Annotated in this window: 20 protein-coding genes; 6 read left to right on the top strand and 14 right to left on the bottom strand. The window is 58.8% G+C overall.

Annotated features, from left to right (window positions below; genetic code table 11):
• Positions 1–52: 52 nt before the first annotated feature.
• Both E5E96_RS10880 and E5E96_RS10885 read right to left on the bottom strand, forming a co-directional pair.
• Complete coding sequence (locus tag E5E96_RS10880) at positions 53–991, bottom strand: bifunctional helix-turn-helix transcriptional regulator/GNAT family N-acetyltransferase (protein WP_171282137.1); 939 nt, start codon at positions 989–991, stop codon at positions 53–55.
• Between the two features lie 205 nt (positions 992–1,196).
• Positions 1,197–2,234: an alkene reductase gene (locus E5E96_RS10885; RefSeq protein WP_171282138.1), complete on the bottom strand. Its 1,038-nt coding sequence runs from the start codon at positions 2,232–2,234 to the stop codon at positions 1,197–1,199.
• Between the two features lie 188 nt (positions 2,235–2,422).
• Between E5E96_RS10885 and E5E96_RS10890 the strand changes: the two genes are divergently transcribed.
• On the top strand, positions 2,423–2,989 hold the full coding sequence (locus tag E5E96_RS10890; RefSeq protein ID WP_171282139.1) for a TetR/AcrR family transcriptional regulator: 567 nt from the start codon (positions 2,423–2,425) through the stop codon (positions 2,987–2,989).
• 232 nt (positions 2,990–3,221) lie between these two features.
• Here the strand turns inward: E5E96_RS10890 and E5E96_RS10895 are convergent, their stop codons facing one another.
• Positions 3,222–4,175, bottom strand: coding sequence for a LysR family transcriptional regulator (locus E5E96_RS10895; RefSeq protein WP_171283225.1), 954 nt, complete (start codon positions 4,173–4,175; stop codon positions 3,222–3,224).
• Positions 4,176–4,328: 153 nt separating this feature from the next.
• Here E5E96_RS10895 and aguA point away from each other — a divergent pair, with 153 nt between their 5' ends.
• Both aguA and E5E96_RS10905 read left to right on the top strand, forming a co-directional pair.
• Positions 4,329–5,426 carry an agmatine deiminase gene (gene aguA, locus E5E96_RS10900; protein ID WP_171282140.1) on the top strand — a complete coding sequence of 366 codons (1,098 nt, stop codon included), beginning with the start codon at positions 4,329–4,331 and terminating at the stop codon, positions 5,424–5,426.
• 127 nt (positions 5,427–5,553) lie between these two features.
• The gene (locus tag E5E96_RS10905; RefSeq protein ID WP_171282141.1) at positions 5,554–7,257 is read left to right on the top strand and encodes an amidase; all 1,704 of its coding nucleotides are present in this window, start codon (positions 5,554–5,556) and stop codon (positions 7,255–7,257) included.
• A 97-nt stretch (positions 7,258–7,354) separates the two neighbouring features.
• On the opposite strand, the gene E5E96_RS10910 is transcribed toward E5E96_RS10905, so the two are convergent.
• The 3 genes from E5E96_RS10910 to E5E96_RS10920 form a co-directional block, all read right to left on the bottom strand.
• On the bottom strand, positions 7,355–7,816 hold the full coding sequence (locus E5E96_RS10910) for a CesT family type III secretion system chaperone (protein ID WP_171283226.1): 462 nt from the start codon (positions 7,814–7,816) through the stop codon (positions 7,355–7,357).
• Positions 7,817–7,927: 111 nt separating this feature from the next.
• Positions 7,928–8,836: a hypothetical protein gene (locus tag E5E96_RS10915; RefSeq protein WP_171282142.1), complete on the bottom strand. Its 909-nt coding sequence runs from the start codon at positions 8,834–8,836 to the stop codon at positions 7,928–7,930.
• 378 nt (positions 8,837–9,214) lie between these two features.
• Positions 9,215–10,804, bottom strand: coding sequence for a TIR domain-containing anti-phage reverse transcriptase (locus E5E96_RS10920; RefSeq protein ID WP_171282143.1), 1,590 nt, complete (start codon positions 10,802–10,804; stop codon positions 9,215–9,217).
• An 808-nt stretch (positions 10,805–11,612) separates the two neighbouring features.
• Between E5E96_RS10920 and E5E96_RS22510 the strand changes: the two genes are divergently transcribed.
• Positions 11,613–11,891, top strand: coding sequence for a hypothetical protein (locus E5E96_RS22510; RefSeq protein WP_253264711.1), 279 nt, complete (start codon positions 11,613–11,615; stop codon positions 11,889–11,891).
• A 305-nt stretch (positions 11,892–12,196) separates the two neighbouring features.
• Here the strand turns inward: E5E96_RS22510 and E5E96_RS10930 are convergent, their stop codons facing one another.
• The gene (locus E5E96_RS10930; RefSeq protein ID WP_171282144.1) at positions 12,197–12,706 is read right to left on the bottom strand and encodes a hypothetical protein; all 510 of its coding nucleotides are present in this window, start codon (positions 12,704–12,706) and stop codon (positions 12,197–12,199) included.
• Positions 12,707–12,950: 244 nt separating this feature from the next.
• Between E5E96_RS10930 and E5E96_RS10935 the strand changes: the two genes are divergently transcribed.
• Positions 12,951–14,408: a DUF2235 domain-containing protein gene (locus tag E5E96_RS10935; protein ID WP_171282145.1), complete on the top strand. Its 1,458-nt coding sequence runs from the start codon at positions 12,951–12,953 to the stop codon at positions 14,406–14,408.
• 130 nt (positions 14,409–14,538) lie between these two features.
• Here E5E96_RS10935 and E5E96_RS10940 read toward each other — a convergent pair whose 3' ends face one another.
• The 5 genes from E5E96_RS10940 to E5E96_RS10960 form a co-directional block, all read right to left on the bottom strand.
• A complete protein-coding gene (locus E5E96_RS10940) occupies positions 14,539–15,780 on the bottom strand; it encodes a DEAD/DEAH box helicase (RefSeq protein ID WP_171282146.1) in 1,242 nt (413 codons plus the stop codon).
• A 213-nt stretch (positions 15,781–15,993) separates the two neighbouring features.
• Positions 15,994–16,644 (bottom strand): DUF799 domain-containing protein, encoded by a 651-nt coding sequence (locus tag E5E96_RS10945; protein WP_042065524.1) that lies wholly within the window; start codon positions 16,642–16,644, stop codon positions 15,994–15,996.
• A complete protein-coding gene (locus E5E96_RS10950) occupies positions 16,641–17,000 on the bottom strand; it encodes a DUF4810 domain-containing protein (protein ID WP_017409082.1) in 360 nt (119 codons plus the stop codon). The genes E5E96_RS10945 and E5E96_RS10950 overlap by 4 nt, the downstream gene beginning before the upstream one ends.
• An 11-nt stretch (positions 17,001–17,011) precedes the next feature.
• A complete protein-coding gene (locus E5E96_RS10955; protein ID WP_171282147.1) occupies positions 17,012–17,683 on the bottom strand; it encodes a CsgG/HfaB family protein in 672 nt (223 codons plus the stop codon).
• 142 nt (positions 17,684–17,825) lie between these two features.
• Positions 17,826–18,695: a LysR family transcriptional regulator gene (locus E5E96_RS10960; protein WP_017764057.1), complete on the bottom strand. Its 870-nt coding sequence runs from the start codon at positions 18,693–18,695 to the stop codon at positions 17,826–17,828.
• A gap of 219 nt (positions 18,696–18,914) precedes the next feature.
• Here E5E96_RS10960 and E5E96_RS10965 point away from each other — a divergent pair, with 219 nt between their 5' ends.
• Complete coding sequence (locus E5E96_RS10965) at positions 18,915–20,138, top strand: MFS transporter (protein ID WP_171282148.1); 1,224 nt, start codon at positions 18,915–18,917, stop codon at positions 20,136–20,138.
• Between the two features lies 1 nt (position 20,139).
• Here the strand turns inward: E5E96_RS10965 and E5E96_RS10970 are convergent, their stop codons facing one another.
• Positions 20,140–20,289 (bottom strand): hypothetical protein, encoded by a 150-nt coding sequence (locus tag E5E96_RS10970; RefSeq protein ID WP_171281267.1) that lies wholly within the window; start codon positions 20,287–20,289, stop codon positions 20,140–20,142.
• Positions 20,290–20,347: 58 nt separating this feature from the next.
• The gene (locus E5E96_RS10975) at positions 20,348–20,803 is read right to left on the bottom strand and encodes a hypothetical protein (protein ID WP_171282149.1); all 456 of its coding nucleotides are present in this window, start codon (positions 20,801–20,803) and stop codon (positions 20,348–20,350) included.
• Positions 20,804–20,824 lie beyond the last annotated feature (21 nt).

The following is a 20,824-nucleotide window of genomic DNA, read 5'->3' on the forward strand; positions in this document are numbered from 1 at the left end:
AGCCAAACAAAAGGGCGGCATCGCTGTCGCCCTTTTATCCTGAGCTGATCACTCAGGCCGGTCGCTGGCCATCGTCGGCGCCAAGCGCCAGCACCATGCAGATCTCGCAGGCATCGTGGCCGGTGCAGCCAAGCGGGCCCGGCAGGTGCTCGAAGCCCAGGGATTCGTAGAGCGCGGTGGCCTCGCGCAGCACGGCGGTGGTCTCCAGGTAGCAGCGCTGATAACCGAGCGCGCGCGCCTCGTCCAGCGCCTGCAGCACCAGCCGGCGTCCCAGCCCCAGCCCGCGCAGGGAGGGCATGAAGTACATCTTCTGCAGCTCGCAGACTTGCCCCTCTTCCCCCGCGAGCGGCGCTATGCCGCCCCCGCCGAGAATGGTGCCGTCCGGCCCCTCGATCACCCAGTAGCGGCTCTGCGCGCCCTGATAGGTCTCATGCAGCCGATCCAGATTGGGGTCGGCCACCCCGTAGCCCTTGTCGGCGGTGAGCCCGTATTCGGCGGAGACGGCACGGATCACGGCGGCAATCTGGCTGTTGTCGGCAGCTGTGATGGGACGGATGCGGTAGCCCTGCTGGCGACGGGCGCGGGAGAGGGCGCTGCGATAGAGGCGCAGGCCGGTCCACAGCCGTTCGCGCTCGGCGAGGGTGAGCTGGGCCAGGGTCTCCTCCATGGCGCTATCCATCTCCTGATGCAGATCCAGCAGCTGGGCCTGGCCGGCGATGGTGAGGCGCGCCTCCTTGCTGCGGCCATCGGACGGATGGGGGTGCCAGCTGATGAGCTCGCGCTCGGCCAGGCGGGCCAGCGGGCGGCTGGCGTTGGACTTGTCGATGCGCAGCCGCTCGGCCAGTTGCTGGTTGGTGGCGGGGCCGCTCTCCAGCTCGATCAGCAGATGGGCTTCGAGCGGGCTGAGCGCCAGTTCGCCGCACTGCTGGGAGAGCATGCCGAGTTCGCGTACCAGATCGCGCGACAGGGCGCGCAGGGGGCGGGGATCCATATCAGGGCTTCCTATTTGGTTGTCATCAACAACCAATATAGCCAACTAGTTGTTACTAGCAACTTTTTATTGCGCTGGTGAGGGGCCACGGAACCGGCGGGCATAACGAGCGGATACAAAAAAGGGCCCGGGAGGGGGCCCAAACATTGGAAACCCGCGCGAGGGCGCGGATCCCATCCTTGGTCAGGCAAGGTGCCGGCGAGCGTTAGACCAGCTCGGCCAGCATGGTGTCGGCATAGGGAACCAGGGCGTCGCCCTGTTTCACCTTGGCGAGGTAGTCCGGGTTGGCGATGAGCGGGCGACCGATGGCGACGAGGTCGAAGCGGTCGGCCTTGATGGCCTCGGCTGCGGTCTCGGCGCTGTAGTTGCCCACCCCCACCAGATGGCCATCGTAGCGGGCGCGCAGGTAGTCGGAGGCGCGGCCGTCCAGGTAGTCGAAGGTGAGGCTGTCATCGAAGATGCCCAGATGCACATAGGCCAGGTTGCGCTGGTTCAGCTCGGCCAGCAGGTGGTCGAACACGGCGCGATCCCGCGCATCCCCTTCGAGGTGCACATAGGCGCCGGGGGAGAGGCGCAGGCCCACCCGATCCGCGCCGATGCGGGCATTGATGGCATCCACCACCTCCAGCGCGAAGCGGCTCATATTTTCCGGGCTGCCACCGTAGTTGTCGGTGCGCAGGTTGCTGGCGTGGTGCAGGAACTGATCGATGAGGTAGCCGTTGGCACCGTGGATCTCCACCCCGTCAAAGCCCGCTTCGATGGCGTTGGCGGCAGCCTGGGCGTAATCCTCGACCAGCTGGGCGATTTCGCTCTCGGTCAGGGCGCGCGGCACCTGATAGACCAGCTCGCGCATGCGCGGCACCGTGCCTTCATGGGCGACGGCAGAGGGGGCCAGCACTTCGGCGTGGTGGAAGAAGGGGTGGGAGAGACGACCCACGTGCCACAGCTGGGCGAAGATCTTGCCGCCGTTGGCATGCACGGCGCTGGTCACTTTCTTCCAGCCGGCGATCTGCTCGGCGCTGTAGATCCCCGGGGTGTTGGGGTAGCCCTGCCCGTCCGGCCGGATGATGGTGGCTTCGGAGATGATGAGGCCGATGTCGGCGCGGCGCGCGTAATAGGCGGCCATCTGCTCGGTGGGCACCAGGCCCGGGCCTGCCATGCAGCGGGTGAGGGGAGCCATCATGAAACGGTTGGCGAGGGTGAGGGTATCGTTGAGGCGATAGGGCTGAAACAGGGTATTCATGATCGTCTGTCCTGAGGGAGTGATTCTTGAACGGGCATTCAAGACGTTTTTTGTTTTGTGTGCAAGTCTTTTTTGAACGAGCATTCAACATGGGTTGGTGTTGCCGGCCCGCTGGGGTAAACTTGCCGCCCTCTTATTTCCCCTCGCCGGCCCCTGGCCGGTGAATCCGCTTTTTCAACGGAGAAACCATGCGCAGCGCCGAGTTCAACCGGGACGACGTCTTGCGAAATGCCATGGAGGTATTTCGGGCCAAGGGTTACGCCAAGACCACCATGCAGGAGCTGGTGGCGGCGACCGGGTTGCATCCGGGCAGCCTCTACGCGGCGTTTGGCAACAAGCGCGGCCTGCTGCTGGCGGCGGTCGACCACTATGTGCAGGAGAAGAGCGCCCTGCGGCGCAGCTTCTTCGCCGCCGCGAGCCCGCTGGCGGGGGTGGAGGCCTACCTCGAACAGGTGGTGAACGACGCCCTCTGCGGCACCTGTCTGGTGACCCGCACCCTGATGGAGCTGGCGGAGCAGGACGAAGAGCTGCACCTGAAGCTCAAGGCCATCTATGGCGAGCTGGATGCAGATCTGGCGGCGGTGTTGAGCCTGGCCCTCGAGCGCGGCGAGCTGGCGGCCGGGCGCGATATCCCGACCCTGACCGCCTTCTTGCTCATCAACATCCAGGGCCTGGTCACCTTCGCCCAGTGCCGCCCCGAGCCCGCCCTGCTGGGCGGCGTGGTCACCCAGCTGATGACGGCCCTGCGGGCGTAATGCGCCACCCCAGAAACAACCATGGCTCCCGCGGGAGCCATGGTTGTTTCTGGGGAGGTCACACGCCGCCAAGTTGCTTGCTCCCTTCTTCCCTTGCGGGAGAAGGGTTGGGGATGAGGGGACGGTCACATCCAGCCGAGTTACTCTGGATTCACCAGCTCCTTCATCAAATCCTTCAGCCACACCAGGGCTGGCTGCTGCGCATGCCTTTGGTATGCCAGACGCAGCAGGTTTACGCCGGGCTCACCAATTCCCTCATCAGCGTCTTTAACCAGATCAACGCCGGTTGCTGCGCATGCACCGGGTGCCAGACGCAGTTGAGGTGATAATCCGGCACGTCTTCTGGTAGCGGCAGGCTCTTGAGCGGCCAGTGGCTGGCGAGCAGCTCGGCCACCATGCTGGGCAGCACCAGCAGATGATCGCTCTGGCTGACGATGGCGGCGGCAGACATATAGCTCTGGCTGTTGACGGAGATGGTGCGACTGAACCCCAGCGTCTTAAGATAGCGATCCAGGCTCGCCTCCGAGGTACCAAGTGGCGAGTGGAACACGTGGGGCATCTCGATCAGCTGCGCCAAGCTGATGCGCTCGGCCGGCAGCGCCGGGTCATCCCCACTCTCTGCAAGCGCCGGGGTGGTCATCGGCAGATCGGCGCGCACCAGCCCGGCCAGCGGCTCGGTGAGCCAGGTCTCCTTGCCGAGATACCCAGGCACCTGCATGTATTCGTCAAAGCCGAGCACCAGATCGATTTCGCCGCTCGCCAGCTCGGCTTCGGGCAGGGTGTCGCGCAAGATGCGGATCTCGATGGTGACTGCGGGCGCCAGCCGTTTGAGGCGCTGGATGAGCGGCGGGATCAGTACGCACTCCACGTAATCCGTGGTGCAGAGCACGAAGCGGCGCTTCGACTGGCTCGGCTCGAACACCTCCTCGTCGCTGAGTTGCTGCTCCAGCAGCCGCAGCGCCTGCTGCACGCCAAGATGCAGTCGCTGCGCGCGCGGGGTTGGCAGCATTCCTTGCGGGGTGCGCACCAGCAGGGGATCGCCAAAGAAGGTGCGCAGACGATTGAGCGCATGGCTCATGGCGGGCTGGCTGATAAAGAGGGTTTCGGCGGCGCGGGTGACGCTGCCCTGCGCCATCAGGGCGTCAAAGGCGAGCAGCAGGTTGAGATCGAGCTGGTGCAGTTTCATCAAGATTATTTGCCAGGCTTATGGGACAATCCATCCTATTCATTTGATGGATGTGAGCGCAACTTCTTACACTGCGACCACTGTTATTTTTCCAGGATCTCCGCGCCGCGTTTTCACGCCTGCGGGGTCTCAATCCATGCAAGGAGCCTTGCGATGAGCATCAAGACCATGAACACCACGCCGGCCGCTGACGGCTTCACCATGCCCGCCGAGTGGGCACACCAGCAGGCCGTCTGGATGATCTGGCCGTTTCGCCCGGACAACTGGCGTGAGGCCGGTCGCTTCGCGCAAGCCACCTTCGCCAAGGTGGCGGATGCCATTGGGCAAGCCACCCCGGTCTTTATGGGGGTGCCGGCCCAGTTTATGGCGCAGGCTCGCGCCATCATGCCTGCCCACGTCACCCTGGTCGAGATGAACAGCGATGACTGCTGGGCCCGCGACAGCGGCCCCACCATTGTCACCAACGCAGCCGGCGAGTGCCGTGGGGTGGATTGGGGATTCAACGCCTGGGGCGGCCACAAGGGCGGTCTCTACTATCCCTGGGATCAAGACGAGCAAGTGGCGGCCCAGATGCTGGAGCAGCACGGCATGGATCGTTACGATGCGCCGCTCATTCTGGAAGGGGGCTCCATCCACGTCGACGGCGAAGGTACCTGCCTGACCACCGCCGAGTGCCTGCTCAACGAAAACCGCAACCCGCACCTGAGCAAGGAGCAGATCGAAGCTCACTTGCGCGACTATCTGGGTGTGAAGAGCTTTATCTGGCTGGACGAAGGCGTCTACATGGACGAGACCGACGGCCACATCGACAACATGTGCTGCTTCGTGCGTCCGGGTGAGGTGGCCTTGCACTGGACTGACGATCAGAACGATCCCCAGTACGCCCGCTCCGTGGCCGCCCTCAAGGTGCTGGAAGCGGCGGTCGACGCCAAGGGTCGCAAGCTGAAAGTGTGGAAGCTGCCCCAGCCGGGCCCGCTCTACTGCACCCAGGAAGAGTCTGCCGGCGTCGAGAGCGGTACCGGTGTGCCGCGCGAGGCAGAAGGTCGTCTGGCCGGCTCCTACGTGAACTTCCTCATCACCAACGATCGCATCGTTTACCCGCTGCTGGATGCCGCCACCGACGGCGAAGCCCAGCGCATTCTGGAAGAGATCTTCCCGGAGCATAAGGTCGTCGGCGTGCCGGCCCGCGAGATCCTGCTGGGCGGTGGCAATATCCACTGCATTACCCAGCAGATCCCTTCAGGTCAGTAAGCTGGTCGAAGAGTGTAGACATTCAAAACCCCACGCCGTGGGGTTTTCTCTCTTGATGACATGATGGTCGCAGGTGCTGATGCGGCGATCATCATGACAAACCGTCACCCTTTTACAGGAGATCCCCATGATCGAAGTGACCGAGGTTTCCATTGCCGAGCTGCGCGGTGCGCTCGAAGCTGGCCGCACCACAGCGGTCGAACTGGTCAAGGCCTATCTGGCCCGGATCGAGGCTTACAACGGCCCCGAGACTGACACCAAGCTCAACGCCCTTGTGGTGCCCAATCCCGATGCGCTGAAAGAGGCGCAAGCGTCCGATGCGCGCCGCGCCCGTGGCGAAACTCTGGGGCCGCTCGACGGCATCCCCTACACCGCCAAAGACAGCTATCTGGTCAAGGGGCTGACCGCCGCCTCCGGCAGCCCGGCTTTCAAGGATCTGGTGGCCCAGCGCGATGCCTTTACCGTCGAGCGCCTGCGCGCCGCCGGTGCCATCTGCCTTGGCAAAACCAATATGCCGCCGATGGCCAATGGCGGCATGCAGCGCGGCGTCTATGGTCGTGCCGAGAGCCCCTACAACGCCGACTACCTGACCGCGCCGTTTGCCTCCGGCTCCTCCAACGGGGCCGGTACTGCCACCGCCGCCAGCTTCTCCGCCTTTGGTCTGGCCGAAGAGACCTGGTCGAGTGGCCGTGGTCCGGCCTCCAACAACGGTCTGTGTGCCTACACCCCGTCCCGTGGCGTCATCTCGGTGCGCGGCAACTGGCCGCTGACCCCGACCATGGATGTGGTGGTGCCTTATGCCCGCACCATGAATGATCTGCTGGAAGTGCTCGACGTAGTGGTCGCCGACGATAGCGATCCCCGTGGCGATCTGTGGCGCCTGCAGCCCTGGGTCAAGATCCCCAAGGCGTCCGAGGTGCGTCCGGCTTCCTATCTGGATCTGTCTGCCAAGCCCGATGCCCTCAAGGGCAAGCGCCTCGGCGTGCCGCGCATGTTTATCAACAAGGATGAACTGGCCGGCACCAGCGAGCACCCCGGTATCGGCGGCCCGACTGGTCAGCGCATCCATACTCGTCCGACCGTGATTGCCCTCTGGGAAGATGCGCGCAAGGCGCTGGAAGCCGCTGGCGCCGAAGTCATCGAAGTGGACTTCCCGCTGGTCTCCAACTGCGAAGGGGACCGACCCGGCGCACCGACCGTGTTCAATCGCGGCATCGTGAGCCCGGAGTTCCTCAACGACGAGCTGTGGGAGCTGTCCGGCTGGGCGTTCGACGACTTCCTGCGCGCCAACGGCGATCCGAAACTCAACAAGCTGGCTGACGTGGATGGCCCGCAGATCTTCCCCCACGATCCGGGCACCTTGCCGAACCGCGAGGGCGATCTTGCCGCCGGCATGGACGAATACGTCAAGATGGCCAAGCGCGGCCTCAAGCGCTTCGACGAAATCGCCTCTGTGCCGGACGGCCTGCGTGGCCTGGAGCAGACCCGCAAGCTGGATCTGGAAGACTGGATGGACGGGCTCAAGCTCGACGCCGTGCTCTTCCCCACCGTCGCCGACGTCGCCCCGGCTGATGCGGATGTGAATCCGGCCTCCGCCGATATCGCCTGGAGCAACGGCATCTGGGTCGCCAACGGCAACCTCGCCATTCGCCACCTCGGCGTGCCGACCGTCACCGTCCCCATGGGGGTGATGGCCGATATCGGTATGCCGGTGGGGCTGACCTTCGCCGGTCGCGCCTATGACGACAACAACCTGCTGCGCTTTGCCTCGGCCTTCGAGTCCACCGGCAGCAAGCGTATGGTGCCGCCACGGACACCGCCGTTGGCTTGATCGCCACAGCTGGCCTACTTGTTGTTAGGTCAGGCACAAAGAGAGAGGGAGGCATCATGCCTCCCTCTTTTTTCGTCCAGTTTTATGGCCCCGGCCATCACACCCGGATGTTCTGGCCCGCACCCATTTCACTTTTTGTAACAGGCGGGGTCTGCTCATCTTGGGACAAGCTGGCCTCCCACTCATGGGCCTTCTCCAGCAGATCGGCGAGGCTCTCCCTGATCTGCTGCGGACGATAGCTCCCCAGCGCTATCCGGGAGAAAAACGATACCCGCTCGGTGCCGGGATAGATGCCGACTCCGTAGCCATGGCGCAAGGGGGCGAGGGCATGCTCGCCAAAACGCAGGAACAATTCGCGAGACAGGCGCTCGGGGAGATCGCTCGCCGTGGTCACCGAGAGCACCAGCGCCATTTCGTCGGGTTGAGCCACAATATTGACCACAAAGGGGGCGCTCGCCTCCTCTGCTGCTCGCTGGATCTCGAACGTGCAGACGCCGTTTTCATCGAAGGCCAGCGGCTCGACCGACAGCTCGGCCAGGATTTTCTGATAGATATCCAACACAACACTCCAGTCCGGTTGCCCGGTCGTCTTCGAAGGGGCAGGGCAAGATCACAAAGAGACGGCCCGCCACCGAGCGGGCCGGGCCGTCATCCATATTCATGGCAAGGGTTACACCTTGATATTGAGTGCTCGGCCCTCTTCTAGCTCGAACACCCGGACATCGCTCACCGGATTGTCGTTAAAGCGCACGCTTTTCTTCATCTTGGCGGCGACGTTCTCCCCGTCCGATGAGCCAGTGCGCTCTTCGACCAGCGGTGATGTTTCGTTGGCGCGGGTGTTTGCCGCGGTCAGGGCATCCAGCTCGGCACTGGCTCTTTGCTCAAACAGCTGGCCGAAGCTGCGATTGAACTCGATATTGACCTTGGTGTTGAACACCTCCGACTCCTGGCTCTGCACCTTCAATGCTTCTTGCAATGCCTTGGGATCGTTACTCAGCGAGGTGAACAGCGTATTGGTCTGCTCGATGGCACGGGAACTCAGCAGGCCGAAGATGGCGTCTCTCCCGTTGATAAAGCTGGAGAAGTGCTCCATGGCAAATGCCCGGGAGGAATCGCTCATGGCTTCAAGACCCAGTCGATTCTTGTTGGAGTCGGTCACATCCGCCAGGGTCGCGGTCTTGGGATCGCTGCCCGGCCTCAGATATTGGGCATCGTTTTTGAACTCGCTGATGGGCTGGTTAAAGGCTTGCTGCACAATCTTCTTGATTTGGCCAAGTTCAGTCAGCTGCCGCTGCACCTCGGACTGAATTTGAGTGGCCCGGGTGGTGAGCGCACTCTCCCCCTTGGTGGCGGCTCGGCTAAAGAAATCGACCACCGCATTTTTGATGCGACCCAGCGTGCTTAAATGGGCCAGGTCCCGCTGTACGGAGACATCCCCACTCTTGCCTATGTGAATGGTGTACTCCTTGCCTTCACCCAGATGAAGGGCAAGCTTCTGATTGCTGTCGGGGTTGACGTTGGCGAGCTGCAGGCTGTCGATAGCCTTCAACATCCCCGGGGTAGCTCCATGAATAGCCATGACCTTGGTTCCTTATCTCACTAACAAGCGATACATCTGGCCTGCATCATACCCGTCAGTGAAAACGGCGTTTATTAGCCATGGTTGCACTATTTTAGTTTGGTGCTGACATGCGCCAGTCGCGCCTATGGTGACAACAACCTGCTGCGCTTTGCCTCGGCCTTCGAGTCTACCGGCAGCAAGCGGATGGTGCCGCCACGGACGCCGCCGTTGGGGTGATTGCGGTTGGAGATTAAATATCACTAAACTTTTGCGTATAAGGAAAAACCACCCGTGTAATGGGTGGTTTTTTTTCGTACCGGAGGAATGTAATCTGATTGCTATAAGTGGGAGGCCATGGAGACAGATATAATATTATCTCTGTGAGACATCATTAAATTATACTTTTTTTAGTAGTGTCTCTACCTTGTCTGCAATTTCTTCAATGTTATTGTCGAAAGCTACGAATAACTTATCAGCTAATAGTGGTAACTCTTTAAGTAAGGCTTCTCCATCACCAACCATGAGTGGTAACAATTTAGTTTCTTCGCTCCCGATTTCAGAGGAAAGAACGGCATGTAGCTCCTTCATTGGCCAAGATTTTTTCACAGAACTATCAGATATTACTGCTATAACAAATTTTGATTTTTTTAAAGCGGTGTTTATTTTTGAAACAAGAGAATCACCCCATTTAATAGCAAAGCAGTCAATGAAAGTGTTTATGTCGCGTTTTATCAATTCGTCATATAGTGGTATTGCAACCTTATCTTTGTCTTCACTAGCATGACAGATGAAAATATCATACATATCAAATATCCCCTTTAGTTTTCTAACGAAATAAGGTGGGTTGTTATCTAGCTCTAGTACTTGTTTACATAGTGTTAGATAAGGGGAGTGCTCTTCACCCTTAATCATTTTTATAAAGCTCAAATTTCCATAAATTGCCCTTTTGTAAATACTTCCATTGAGCTTCCTTTTTTTAATTTCAGAGTCACTTAGATTATATCTTTTCTTTATAAAACGTATTTCTGCTTCAAGTAAATCTTTTCTCCATTCGTTGATCATCGCTCTAGTTTTTCTGATAAACCGTCGATCAACATTAACGCCTTCATTTACAACTAAACCGGTTACCTCTTGTCTCTGTGACTTGTGCTGCAAGCGAGTTTTATTATGATTTATATTAAAACCTGAGTCGATAATTGCTTGTTCAATTATACGGCCAACTTTATATTTATACTGTCCATTATCTTCAGCAATTTTTTCAACCAAAATACTAGGCAGTGGCTTATTACTTGAAAATGTTAAGTCATCGGCATATCTGGTATATGTTAGATGAAATTTTTTTGCAATTTGGACTAGTTTTTTATCTAATGATGTCGCTGCTAAATTTGAGATCACAGGGGAGGTACACGCACCTTGAGGTAATCTACCATTGTGTGTACATAACTGAGCTAATACTGAGGCAGCTGGTGTTGCCATATTAAATGGGGTGTTTCTAAATATCCCCTGTACTCTACCAAAATTAATGGAGTGGAAAAAATCTTGTAGATCTATATTTAGAACATAGTCCTTCTTTTTATGTTGCTCCGCATTTGAGACTATCCCTTTTCCTCCACCTACGAAGCCGTGGACAGGTTTTTTTACTCGATAGTGTGCTTCAATTAGTGGCTTGATCTTTTCCTGCAGTATCTTTACTGATTTATTTGGGCTATCAATACTTCTATTCTTTCCTGATTTCTTTTTTATCAAAAATGTTTTGTAATTTTTATCTTGTGAGTAAAGAATATAAAGAAGCTGACCAACAGGAATCTCCAATAAATTTGCTACATCATTATCAGCACTCAAGCCCACCAAGAGGTCTTTGGCTTCTTCTATATCTCTTGTCAAAAATGGAGATAGCTTAGGGTTTTGCCATCTGACACCATCTTTAGATGGAAGTCTAGATGGCTCAAATAGGTTTGTAGAAAGGAGTATTGAAGAAACTTTCATTGCAGCATCTCGGTTTAAGTGGTTTCAGCCCAATCACCTTACGCCACCACGCGGCGAATCGAATGAATCGAGGCAATCCGATAAAGATGAACCGTGGGCATGTGTTACCCGGAATTCCAAGTCCAAAGCAGTAACAACTTCAGACATTTAGGGCTGAAACCGTAATTATTATGCTCTTACATAAGAGTACTGTAAAGATGCTTTTCTGTTGTTTTTATATGAAGTTAAAATGCTCTGAAATTCAAATGAATTACTAATTACAGCCTTCCTAAGAGATCTTCTGAAATGTAAGAGCCTTGATTAAGGATGGAAGTTGGTATTGCAAATCGATTATTTCACCTTACATGAAATAGTTATAATTGTTGAGTTGTCTCGCTCTTAACTCTGAGATAGATCACATATTTCATGGGTTAGCTGCAAGAGGAGGGTTATTCCACGTACATTGTGTCGGCTCTTGCTTTATTTTTTGAAAATCTCCGCAATTTTTTGTCGCTACCTCCTATGGTTACAGCATTCGAAATGCACTGCGTATTCGGACGATTACGCTGCGATCGTCCCTACAGCAAGGCGGGGATTGCATGTTTTGACCATCATCTACATTGCTCCACTCCCAGCAACGTCGATCGCCATATTTGTCGTGGTTCGCCGCCGATCCCCTCTGATTTTTTCTGAATTCCACCTGACTTCACCTTCTCTTCACACAAGCCCATTTTCCCTTCACAAATCCCCCGTATTTTCTGCCCACTGATAAATGGGCCCGGCTTGTCACAGGGGTGACGAGGGGCCGATTGGCGCGAGGGAACAGATGATGAAAGGTTGGATAAAGTGCGGGTTGGCCGGCGCCGTGGTGCTGATGGCGAGTTTCTGGGGTGGCAGCGTGCGGGCGGCGGGGATGCCCCTTGGGCCGGATGACGCCGTGGCGGGGCTGACCACCACCAAGACGGTGAGCCTGATGGACGCATATTTCCTGTCTTTGGGGGACGGTCATCGGCTGCTGCAGGGTATGGATAGTGGCCCCTTCATCCGGATCATGGAGGTGTCTGCGCCGCATATTGCCTATCAGCACTGGCAGGAGAGGGCGATGTGATGGCGCTACTTGGCCGAATAGCGGAGACCATATTCCGGGCAACCATACACCCCTCGGTCTCCTGCAGCTGACCAGGTGTTTCTACACATTGAAGAAGATGAACCCACCGTATTTTTTCTCAAAGGAGATACAACTTTCTTATCCACGATCTCGGCCGGCAAGATGATATTGATTCATTCAACGCTTGTCAGTGATGCCAATACGCGAGCAAAAAGGTGGACCACGATGGGCGTCAGCATGTTTCATCCGGGGCTGGAATACCTCTGCCTGTACGTTGGGTGGCAATATCCCGCTCGCCCTGTCCCTTATTTCGGGGGGGCTTGCCCGGAAGAGGGCGTAGCCTTGGTGAGGGCGTCGATGGCATTGGGAACGAATCGCTCGGAAAAACCGGCTATAAAGGCCCAGATGATGGCCTTGGCGGCATCCAGATTGGTCGCAGGAGAAGCCATGGCCAGCAGTAACTGCAAGGAGACATAGGGGTGCTCCATGTGTTTGAACTTGGGGAACAGGCCTCCTTGCAGCAGGCTGCTGGCAAAGAGTCCATAGGCGATAAAACCGAGAATGCCGGAAAAGAGTAGGGAGACATAAAACTGCGTCACGATCACCCGGGGTTGGCTGATGTGGGCGATGGCACCGCTGTCGTACAGCCTGGCGAGGCGGTAATAGTTGTTGATGACGGCCCCCACCGATCCGGCAAAGAAGATGGCGGTCATGATGTTGGAAATGAGCGGGATGGTTTGCAGCAGCAGTATCAGGGCAAGGCTTCCGAATGAGATGAGGCCGCAGATGGCCAGGTGTTTGTAGTAGCGATCCATGGGTAGCTCCATTTTGGGCACAAGACCCTGTAGAGGATAGCCAGCCCATTGCGAAAATGACCCGAAAAGGCAAGTGCACAGTACCCGGCCTTTGTCTCTTTACAGAGGGTATCTCTTACTGCTTTGTGCTCTTAGAGGAACAAACGTGATGTAACAACTGTGGGGGCTCCCATTGATGGACTAGCATAAAGCGTCATACGGTGCCGAGGTGGTGACCGTGATATCCCCACGTAAGGAGTGCGTAATGGCTAGAAAATTGATCGTGTGCTGTGATGGCACCTGGAACAGCGAAGACAATAAAGATAATGGTGTGCTGGCGCCCACCAATGTATTCAAGATCTTCAATGCCCTACGCAGTGACCAGATCCAGCTCACTCGTTACCAGAGTGGGGTTGGCAGTGGTGGTCTGGTCGACAAGGTGATGGGGGGCACGATCGGGCTTGGGCTCAGTGAAGATATTCGTGACTGTTATCAGTGGTTGGCGACTCACTACCAAGAAGGGGATGAGCTTTTCTTGTTTGGCTTTAGTCGTGGTGCGTTCACGGCCCGTAGCCTCGGGGGGATGATAGGCCAATGCGGCATAGTCCGATTCGCCTCTGATGAAGGGATGGGCGAGGTGGTGGAGCGGATTTACGATCAGGGGTATCGCAAGAAGCAGCCCTTGGCGGATCTCGCCTTTTATCCAGCCTCTCAGGCTATCCGCTTCATTGGGGTATGGGATACCGTTGGCGCTCTCGGAATTCCCGATGACAAGGGATTGCTGAACTTGCTCGACCGTCCCGACAACTACCGTTTTCACGACGTCAAGTTGGGCCAGCATATCGTGACTGCTCGCCATGCCGTTTCGATCGATGAGAAACGAGGCAGCTTCACGCCGACCCTCTGGGAGTCGGCCCCGGGGCGAGACATGAAGCAGATCTGGTTTGCCGGCGTGCATAGTGACGTGGGGGGCGGTTACAAGGAGCAGGGGCTTTCCGACATCACTCTGGACTGGATGATTAGGGAGGCTGGCCAGTGTGGATTGGTATTCAGGGAGTCCGCAATTTCACAGCTACATCCTGATCCTGCCGGTCTGCTGCACGAATCCCATATCGGTCTTATGAAGCTCTTGCTCACCTCACCGCGCAGCTTGCCGAATCTTTATTCCGCCGAGATCCACAAGTCAGTGAATGAGCGGCGTGAGGTCTCTCCCATCAATCAACTTCCCTATCTACCAACCAAGGAGTGGTCGGCGGCGGGTTCGATCACTCTGGATATCTATGCCCGTCACCCATGGTATTGGACTGGCATCTATCTGGAGGCCGGTCGCCACTATCGCTTCAAGGCCCATGGGGAGTGGCAGGACTCTCACGTGCCAGCTGGTCCGGAGGGCGTGCGTGACAAGGCGCTTGCACACCTGCTGGGGGATGCGCTGGGCAAGATTGAGCGCTTTTACAGCAAAGTGATAGGCAACAGTCAGGCCAATGTTTCTGCAACCAAGCGGCTGGAAGATGCGGAATGGTTTGCCTTGGTTGGGGTGGTAGCGGATGCGGGTAACCCGGACAATGATGGCACCCCGGCGCGGCCCAGCACCTTTGTGATTGGCAAAGAGGCCAGCATCACGCCGACCAAGAGTGGCTATCTCTACTGTTTTGCCAACGATGCATGGGGATTTTACGAGAACAATCGTGGGTTTGTGACCCTGACTGTCAGCCTTGAGTGAGAGTCTCCGAATAGGTATTGGCATCACTGGAGCAGCCTTTCTGATGATGCTTTGAATCGATACGCTTCACCTTGAGGCTAGCAAGCTGCCTCAAGGTGTTGGGGCCTTTTGGCAAGAAAGCGGGTGTGGCTCAGCCCTTGCCACCCTTGTTGCCAGCGAGCGCCTGCTTTCTGGCACGCTGCTTCTGGGCTGCCTTGCTGCTGCGACGTGGCTCGGGCTCGAAGCGGGTCAGATCCGGTTCAAAGTCCGGGAACCACTGCTGGGGCAAACGGGTGTCGAGCACCGCCTCCACCTTCTCCAACAGCGGCGCATCTTCCGGGCTGAACAAGGTGATGGCGAGCCCCTTGTTGCCGGCGCGACCGGTGCGACCGATGCGGTGTACGTAATCCTCTGCCACAAACGGGAATTCCATATTGATCACGTAGTTGAGATCCGTGATGTCGAGGCCGCGGGCCGCCACGTCGGTAGCCACCAGCGCCTGCAGGGTGCCGGCGCGAAACTCTAGCAGCACCTTCTCCCGCGCGCCTTGTGACAGGTCACCGTGGAAGGCCAGCGCATTGATGCCCGCCTTGCCAAGCTGCTGGGCCAGTTTATCGGCCCCCTGCCGGGTGCGGCTGAAGATCAGGGCCGGTGCCCAGCCTTTCACGTTGAGCATGTGTTCGACCAGCGCCAGCTTGCGATCGCCATCCACCGTATAGACCCGCTGCTCCACCTCGGCCGCCGTGGTGTTGCGCGGTGCCACTTCGATAAGTGCCGGGTCACGCAACAGCACCTTGCTCAAGGCAAACAGGTTGTCATCGCAGGTGGCCGAAAACAGCAGGGTCTGGCGATCCGCCGGGATCTGTTTCAGCAGCGCCTTGATCTCGTCCATAAAGCCCATGTCGAGCATCCGGTCCGCCTCGTCAAACACCAGATGGCGCAGCGCGGCCAGACTCAGCGCCCCCTGCCGCAGATGGTCGAGCAGCCGGCCCGGGGTGGCAATCAGGATATCCACGCCGGTTTTCAACGCCTCCACCTGCGCCGCGATACTCACCCCGCCGTAGACCAGCGTGCTGGTGAGGTCGGTGCCTTTGGCGTAGCGCGTGACGCTCTCATGCACCTGCACCGCCAGTTCGCGGGTCGGCACCAGCACCAAGGCGCGGATGGGGCGGGCATCGTTCGTCGGGTTTTGCAGCAACAGCTCCAGCAGCGGCAGCACGAAGGCGGCGGTCTTGCCGGTGCCGGTCTGGGCGCCCGCCATCAGATCGCGCCCCGCCAGAATGACCGGGATGGCGCTGGCCTGCACCGGGGTCGGCGCGGCGTAGCCAAGCTCGGTCAGGGTCTGCTGCAAGCGGGGGGAGAGCGCCAGATTGGCGAAGGAGGCAATGGACATAAGGGTACCCGTCGGGATGGGCGCGGCCACGCCGCGCTGGAAACAGTCTTGATGGCCGGCATGGTAACAGATAGAGGAAGGTCGGCAGAAGCTGGGTTGGGGGAGTGGGGCTATGAAGGGTAGAGTTCATCAGCAAGCAGTGACAGCCATCAATGATGGTGGCAACAAAAAAGAGGGCTTAAGCCCTCTTTGATCTCTGAATACCAAGCAAGGTTATTTCTGATACTTGGGAGAATGAGGGCCGTAGAGGATGCCATTGGGCATATCGGCGCTCAGCAGCCGGAAGCTGGTGATCCCGGCAATCTCATGTCCCTTGTCGGTAATGGTGTTGGCAATTTGGTTGACGACAGCAACGACCAGCATACCGATCAAGCCACCACCAGAATTGCTCTGCTGTTCTGCGCTGCTGGCACTGGCTTTACCTTCCCACAACAGTTTGCCGGTTCGAAGATCGACCAGACGCGCACTGGCTGTAACTACGGTTTCACTGGACACAACCAGATAGCTGGTGCCGTAGTTCTGGATGTCCAGATACAGGGCTGTATCTGCACCATAAATCTCGTGCAGCTTCTTGATTGGCAACGCATGAATGTCAGCCGCTTCCGTCACGCCGTTTTGACGGAAAGTCTCATTGGTGACGGCGACAGGCAGCACATAGTAACCAGACTCAGCCAGCGGGAGCGTGATTTGAGATTGCAGGCTTGCCCCGGCTTTGACATCGGGTGAGTGGTTCAACGGGGGCAATACCAGAATGGAGGTCGGTTTGCTCTCTTTGAACGCCGTGTAATCGTAAGAGGGGCGCTGTGCACAACCAGCCAGCAGAAGAGTGGCGAACATCAGTGAGAAGAGGGCGGGCATCTTCATTGGGTAGCCCCTTTTTTGTTGGACATCAGGAAGTTCATGAAGGGAGCCGATTCCGGGAACAGACGTTTTTCTGTCTCAAAATGCTGCCGTGTTTCTGTATCTTTGCCCAGTTGTGCATACAGCATTCCTAAATGGGCATGGAAACCGGGGGGAACGGCCTGGCCTTTGGCACTTGCCTCTTGCTGGTTCTTTTCAAGGGCAGAGATTTGCTCCTCTACGCTGGTTTCGTTGCCTTCCATGTTTTGATAGACAACCTGTTGGTACTGATCCCAGTTGTAGAGAGAACGTGGTGCCTGAGCACACGCAGTCAACAGCATGGCCGCTGCCAGCAAGGTGAATAGCTTGAACTGTTTCATTTTTATTATTCCTACTGCGCCGGATGCCAGGCGCCGGTCTCAATACCGTTCACCAGATTGTTGACTGCTTCGCGGATGGCCAAGTCCAGCACTTTGCCATTCAGAGTTGAGTCATAGCTTGCGGTACCACCGAAACCGATGATCTCTCGATTGGACAGTTCGTATTCACCAGCCCCCTGGGCAGAGAAGACGACTTCGGAGGTGGTGACATTGACAATGTTGAGATTGACCTTGGCATAGGCAATCTGGGATTTGCCGCGACCCAGTATGCCGAACAACTGATGATCCCCGACTTCCTTGCGACCAAATTCAGTGACGTCACCGGTGACCACATAGTCAGCCCCTTTGAGGGCTTGAGCCTGTTTCTTGATCCCCGCTTCAGCCTTGATCTCATCCATGTTGTCACGATCGAGCACGCTGAAACGGCCGGTTTGCTGCAGGTGGGTGATCAAGACGGTTTTTGCCTGGCTGCCCAGTCGATCCACGCCATCGGAGAAAATGCCGCGCATGTAGCTGGAACGGTTATCAAATTTACCGACGGAGATCGGGCTGCGAGTGCCCTGATAGTGAGTTTGGTAGGAGGCAACTTTGGGGACATCCAGGGAACGGGAAGATTCGCTGGCACAGCCAGCCAACAAACTCGCCATCAGGATGAAACCATATGAAACAACGAACTTCTTCATATAAGGTCCCGTTTAATAAGGAAAAAACAGCGTGGGACTCTAGCATGGTTCGCTGCGAAGAAAGTGCCCCGAATGGGGGGCTGGCCAGTTCAATAACTGAGCATTCAGTTAGTTTGTATTGGCAAAGATATGGTGTGACCCGTCAGCGGCAGTGAAACACCTCCTCCAGCGCGTCCACCACGGCGCGCACCCGGCTGGCTTTTTGCAAGTCGGGGTGGAGCACCAGCCAGATGTCGACCGGATCGCACAGGGTGGGCAGCACGCGCACCAGCTCCGGCTCCTTGTCTGCCAGAAAGGTGGAGAGCAGGGCGATGCCGAGCCCCTGGCGAGCCGCCGCCAGCAACAGCAGCTGGGCGTTGCACTGCAGCACCACGTTGGGCTCGTGCAGCGGCTCCCCACACAGGCTGTGCCAGTGGCGGGAGACCAGCTCCCTGGCAAACAGCAGCAGGGCGTGCTGGCTGAGAGCGTGGCCGCTCTTGGGTGTGCCATGGCGGGCCAGATAGTCGCGGGAGGCGTAGAGCCCCATCTCTATGGTGGTGAGGCGCTTGATCACCAGCTCGTCGTTGTCCGGGCGCAGCCCGCGGATGGCGAGATCGGCCTCCCGATAGGCGATGTCGCTGACGCTGACCGCGGTCTGCAGGCTGAGCCGGATGCCGGGGTGGCGCTCGCGCAGCAGGGTGAGGGCGGGCAACACAAAGGCCTGGGCCAGGGTATCGGTGGTGGCGATGCGCACCTCGCCACACAGGCTCTGATCGCCGGCGCTCGCCTTGCGTTCGATGGCCTTGATGGCCTGCTCCATGGCGCTGGCATCCGCCAGCATGGCCTCGCCGAGGGGGCTGAGATCATAGAGCTTGGGGGTGCGGATAAAGAGCTTGGAGCCGAGGTTCTGCTCCAGCGCTGTGATGCGTCGCCCCACGGTGGCCTGATCGACCCCCAGTACGCCGGCGGCGCCGCGCAGGGTGCCCTGCCGTGCCAATGCCAGAAAAAACCGCGCGTCGTCCCAGTTGATCATCGAGCCTCCCACTCAAAGTGCCCCGGCGGGGCGTGCCCATTAGAAGCCAGTGCCGGCGGGATAACAAGGCGAGAGTGCCCTTGTCGACATGCAGATAGATGCCACTGACATGCATTATTGAAGCAGGCTGATGCATTTGTGTCGCTGTCGAGGGGCGGCGACGGGCGCTATCATGGCTCCTCTCGTCAGCGGCCTTGCCCGCCCTCATCGGAGCCTTGCATGTCATCATCTCTTTGCGCCGCCGCCCCCTCTGCGGCGGCTACCTCCCATCGCGCCATCCTGCTGTTTCTGCCGCTGGCGCTGATGTCGGCGCTGCTCAACAGCAGCGTGCCCACCCCCCTCTATCCCCATTATCAGCAGGCGCTGGCCCTGAGCGATATCAGCCTCACCCTCATCTACGGCGGCTATGCGGGCGGGGTGCTGCTCTCCCTGTTCGGGGTCGGCAATCTGGCGGGCAGGGTGAGCGATCTGCGCGCCATGATCCTGCCGGCCCTGCTGGCGGTACTGGGGGGCGCCCTGCTGTTCTCTCTCGCGGACTCCTTCTGGTCGCTGTTGCTGGCGCGGGTGCTGGCCGGGATTGGCACCGGCGCCCTGACCGGTGCCGCCAACGTGGCCCTGCTGCGCTTCGGCCCGCGCGATGGCGGCAAGCGGGCCGCCCTCAGCGCGACCCTCTCCTTCACCGCCGGGCTGGCGCTCGGCCCGGTGTTCAGCGGGTTGGCGTTGCAGCTGGAGTTCTATCCGACCCAGCTGCCCTTCCTGCTCATCATGGGGCTGGCGGCCTGCGCCATGGTGGGGGTGGCGTTGAGCTGGCCCGCCCGCGCGCAAGGGGCGCCGGCTGCGGCAACACAGCAGGGCAGGGGATCGCTGGGGGAGGGGCTCAAGGCCACCGGGGCGGCTTTCTTTATTTGTGCACTGGCGCTGTTTACCGCCTGGGCGGTGGCGGCCAGCCTCTTGGCCATCGGCCCCAAGGTGGCGAGCCAGCTGCTGGGGCTGCGGGATCTCGGTCTGTTCGGCTATCTCATCGCGGCCTACATGGTGCTCTCCGGCCTGTGCCAGCTCTGGGCCCGTCGGCTCGATGCCCGCCACACCCTGCAAAGCGGCGCCCTGGCGCTGGCGCTCTGCATGTTGCTGTTTGCCGGCGCCGTGCATGTCCAGTCGTGGTGGCTGGCGGTGCTCGGTTTGCTGGTGGCCGGTTACGCCCAGGGCGCGGTGTTTGTCGGCAGTGCGACCCTGGTCAACCGCATCGCGCCGGCTGCCAGCCACGCCCGGCTGGTGTCGCTCTTCTACGTGATCGCCTATGTGGCGAACTGGGTGCCGGTGCTGCTGGGCTGGGTCAGCGACGGGGCCGGCGTGCAGGCGGCGGTGGATCTGCTCACCGTCGGCAGCGTGCTGATCAGCCTGGGGCTGGCCTGGGCGGCCTGGCGTGGCTGCCGGCTAGCGTGACTCAGTCGGCCAGCAGCACCCGCTCGGCCGACAGATGGTGCATCCGTTCGCGCAGGATCAAGAGGGCAGCGGCAAAGCGCCGGGTCTTGGGCAGGCTGGTGTGACTCAGTCGGCCAGCACCACCCGCTCGGCCGACAGATGATGCATCCATTCGCGCAGGATCAAGAGGGCGGCGGCAAAGCGCCGGGTCTTGGGCAGGCTAGTGTGACTCAGTCGGCCAGCACCACCCGCTCGGCCGACAGATGATGCATCCATTCGCGCAGGATCAAGAGGGCGGCGGCAAAGCGCCGGGTCTTGGGCAGGTTGGCGGCAGCCAGCGGGTCACCCTCCACCATGGCGGCAAACTGGCCGAACAGCTGCTCCAGGATCTCCCGGCTCAGTTCACGACTGCCGAGCACTTCGGCCAACGGCAGCGGCGCCTGCAGGGTCACCACCTCATGGGGCGGCACCTCGGCGGCCAGCGGCATCAGCACGTCCTCCACCACCATGATGGCCTGCTCCAGCTCCAGCGCGCTCGGTGGATCCCGGCGAAAAGGGCCCGGCGTCATGGCCTCGAGGCCGAAGCCCAGGTCGCGGGTGAAGTGGGTACCGTCGGCCCGGGTCAGCTGTAGCTGGCTGCTGTGTTCCCCCAGGCTGAGCAGGATGGCTGTCTGGTTGTGGGTCATGGGATCTCCTTGTAGCGGTCG

The sequence above is a fragment of the Aeromonas sp. 1805 genome (assembly GCF_013085525.1).
GTDB classification, from domain to species: domain Bacteria; phylum Pseudomonadota; class Gammaproteobacteria; order Enterobacterales; family Aeromonadaceae; genus Aeromonas; species Aeromonas hydrophila.

What these genes read in the sequence shown, in the direction of transcription:
- E5E96_RS10965 (WP_171282148.1), top strand. Translation starts at nt 18,915, where the DNA reads ATGTCATCATCTCTTTGCGCCGCCGCCCCCTCTGCGGCGGCTACCTCC.
- E5E96_RS22510 (WP_253264711.1), top strand. Translation starts at nt 11,613, where the DNA reads ATGAAAGGTTGGATAAAGTGCGGGTTGGCCGGCGCCGTGGTGCTGATG.
- E5E96_RS10930 (WP_171282144.1), bottom strand. Translation starts at nt 12,706, where the DNA reads ATGGATCGCTACTACAAACACCTGGCCATCTGCGGCCTCATCTCATTC.
- E5E96_RS10880 (WP_171282137.1), bottom strand. Translation starts at nt 991, where the DNA reads ATGGATCCCCGCCCCCTGCGCGCCCTGTCGCGCGATCTGGTACGCGAA.
- E5E96_RS10890 (WP_171282139.1), top strand. Translation starts at nt 2,423, where the DNA reads ATGCGCAGCGCCGAGTTCAACCGGGACGACGTCTTGCGAAATGCCATG.
- E5E96_RS10915 (WP_171282142.1), bottom strand. Translation starts at nt 8,836, where the DNA reads ATGGCTATTCATGGAGCTACCCCGGGGATGTTGAAGGCTATCGACAGC.
- E5E96_RS10950 (WP_017409082.1), bottom strand. Translation starts at nt 17,000, where the DNA reads ATGAAACAGTTCAAGCTATTCACCTTGCTGGCAGCGGCCATGCTGTTG.
- E5E96_RS10955 (WP_171282147.1), bottom strand. Translation starts at nt 17,683, where the DNA reads ATGAAGAAGTTCGTTGTTTCATATGGTTTCATCCTGATGGCGAGTTTG.
- E5E96_RS10970 (WP_171281267.1), bottom strand. Translation starts at nt 20,289, where the DNA reads ATGGATGCATCATCTGTCGGCCGAGCGGGTGGTGCTGGCCGACTGAGT.
- E5E96_RS10920 (WP_171282143.1), bottom strand. Translation starts at nt 10,804, where the DNA reads ATGAAAGTTTCTTCAATACTCCTTTCTACAAACCTATTTGAGCCATCT.
- E5E96_RS10960 (WP_017764057.1), bottom strand. Translation starts at nt 18,695, where the DNA reads ATGATCAACTGGGACGACGCGCGGTTTTTTCTGGCATTGGCACGGCAG.
- E5E96_RS10940 (WP_171282146.1), bottom strand. Translation starts at nt 15,780, where the DNA reads ATGTCCATTGCCTCCTTCGCCAATCTGGCGCTCTCCCCCCGCTTGCAG.
- E5E96_RS10935 (WP_171282145.1), top strand. Translation starts at nt 12,951, where the DNA reads ATGGCTAGAAAATTGATCGTGTGCTGTGATGGCACCTGGAACAGCGAA.
- E5E96_RS10895 (WP_171283225.1), bottom strand. Translation starts at nt 4,175, where the DNA reads ATGAAACTGCACCAGCTCGATCTCAACCTGCTGCTCGCCTTTGACGCC.
- aguA (WP_171282140.1), top strand. Translation starts at nt 4,329, where the DNA reads ATGAGCATCAAGACCATGAACACCACGCCGGCCGCTGACGGCTTCACC.
- E5E96_RS10945 (WP_042065524.1), bottom strand. Translation starts at nt 16,644, where the DNA reads ATGAAGATGCCCGCCCTCTTCTCACTGATGTTCGCCACTCTTCTGCTG.
- E5E96_RS10975 (WP_171282149.1), bottom strand. Translation starts at nt 20,803, where the DNA reads ATGACCCACAACCAGACAGCCATCCTGCTCAGCCTGGGGGAACACAGC.
- E5E96_RS10905 (WP_171282141.1), top strand. Translation starts at nt 5,554, where the DNA reads ATGATCGAAGTGACCGAGGTTTCCATTGCCGAGCTGCGCGGTGCGCTC.
- E5E96_RS10885 (WP_171282138.1), bottom strand. Translation starts at nt 2,234, where the DNA reads ATGAATACCCTGTTTCAGCCCTATCGCCTCAACGATACCCTCACCCTC.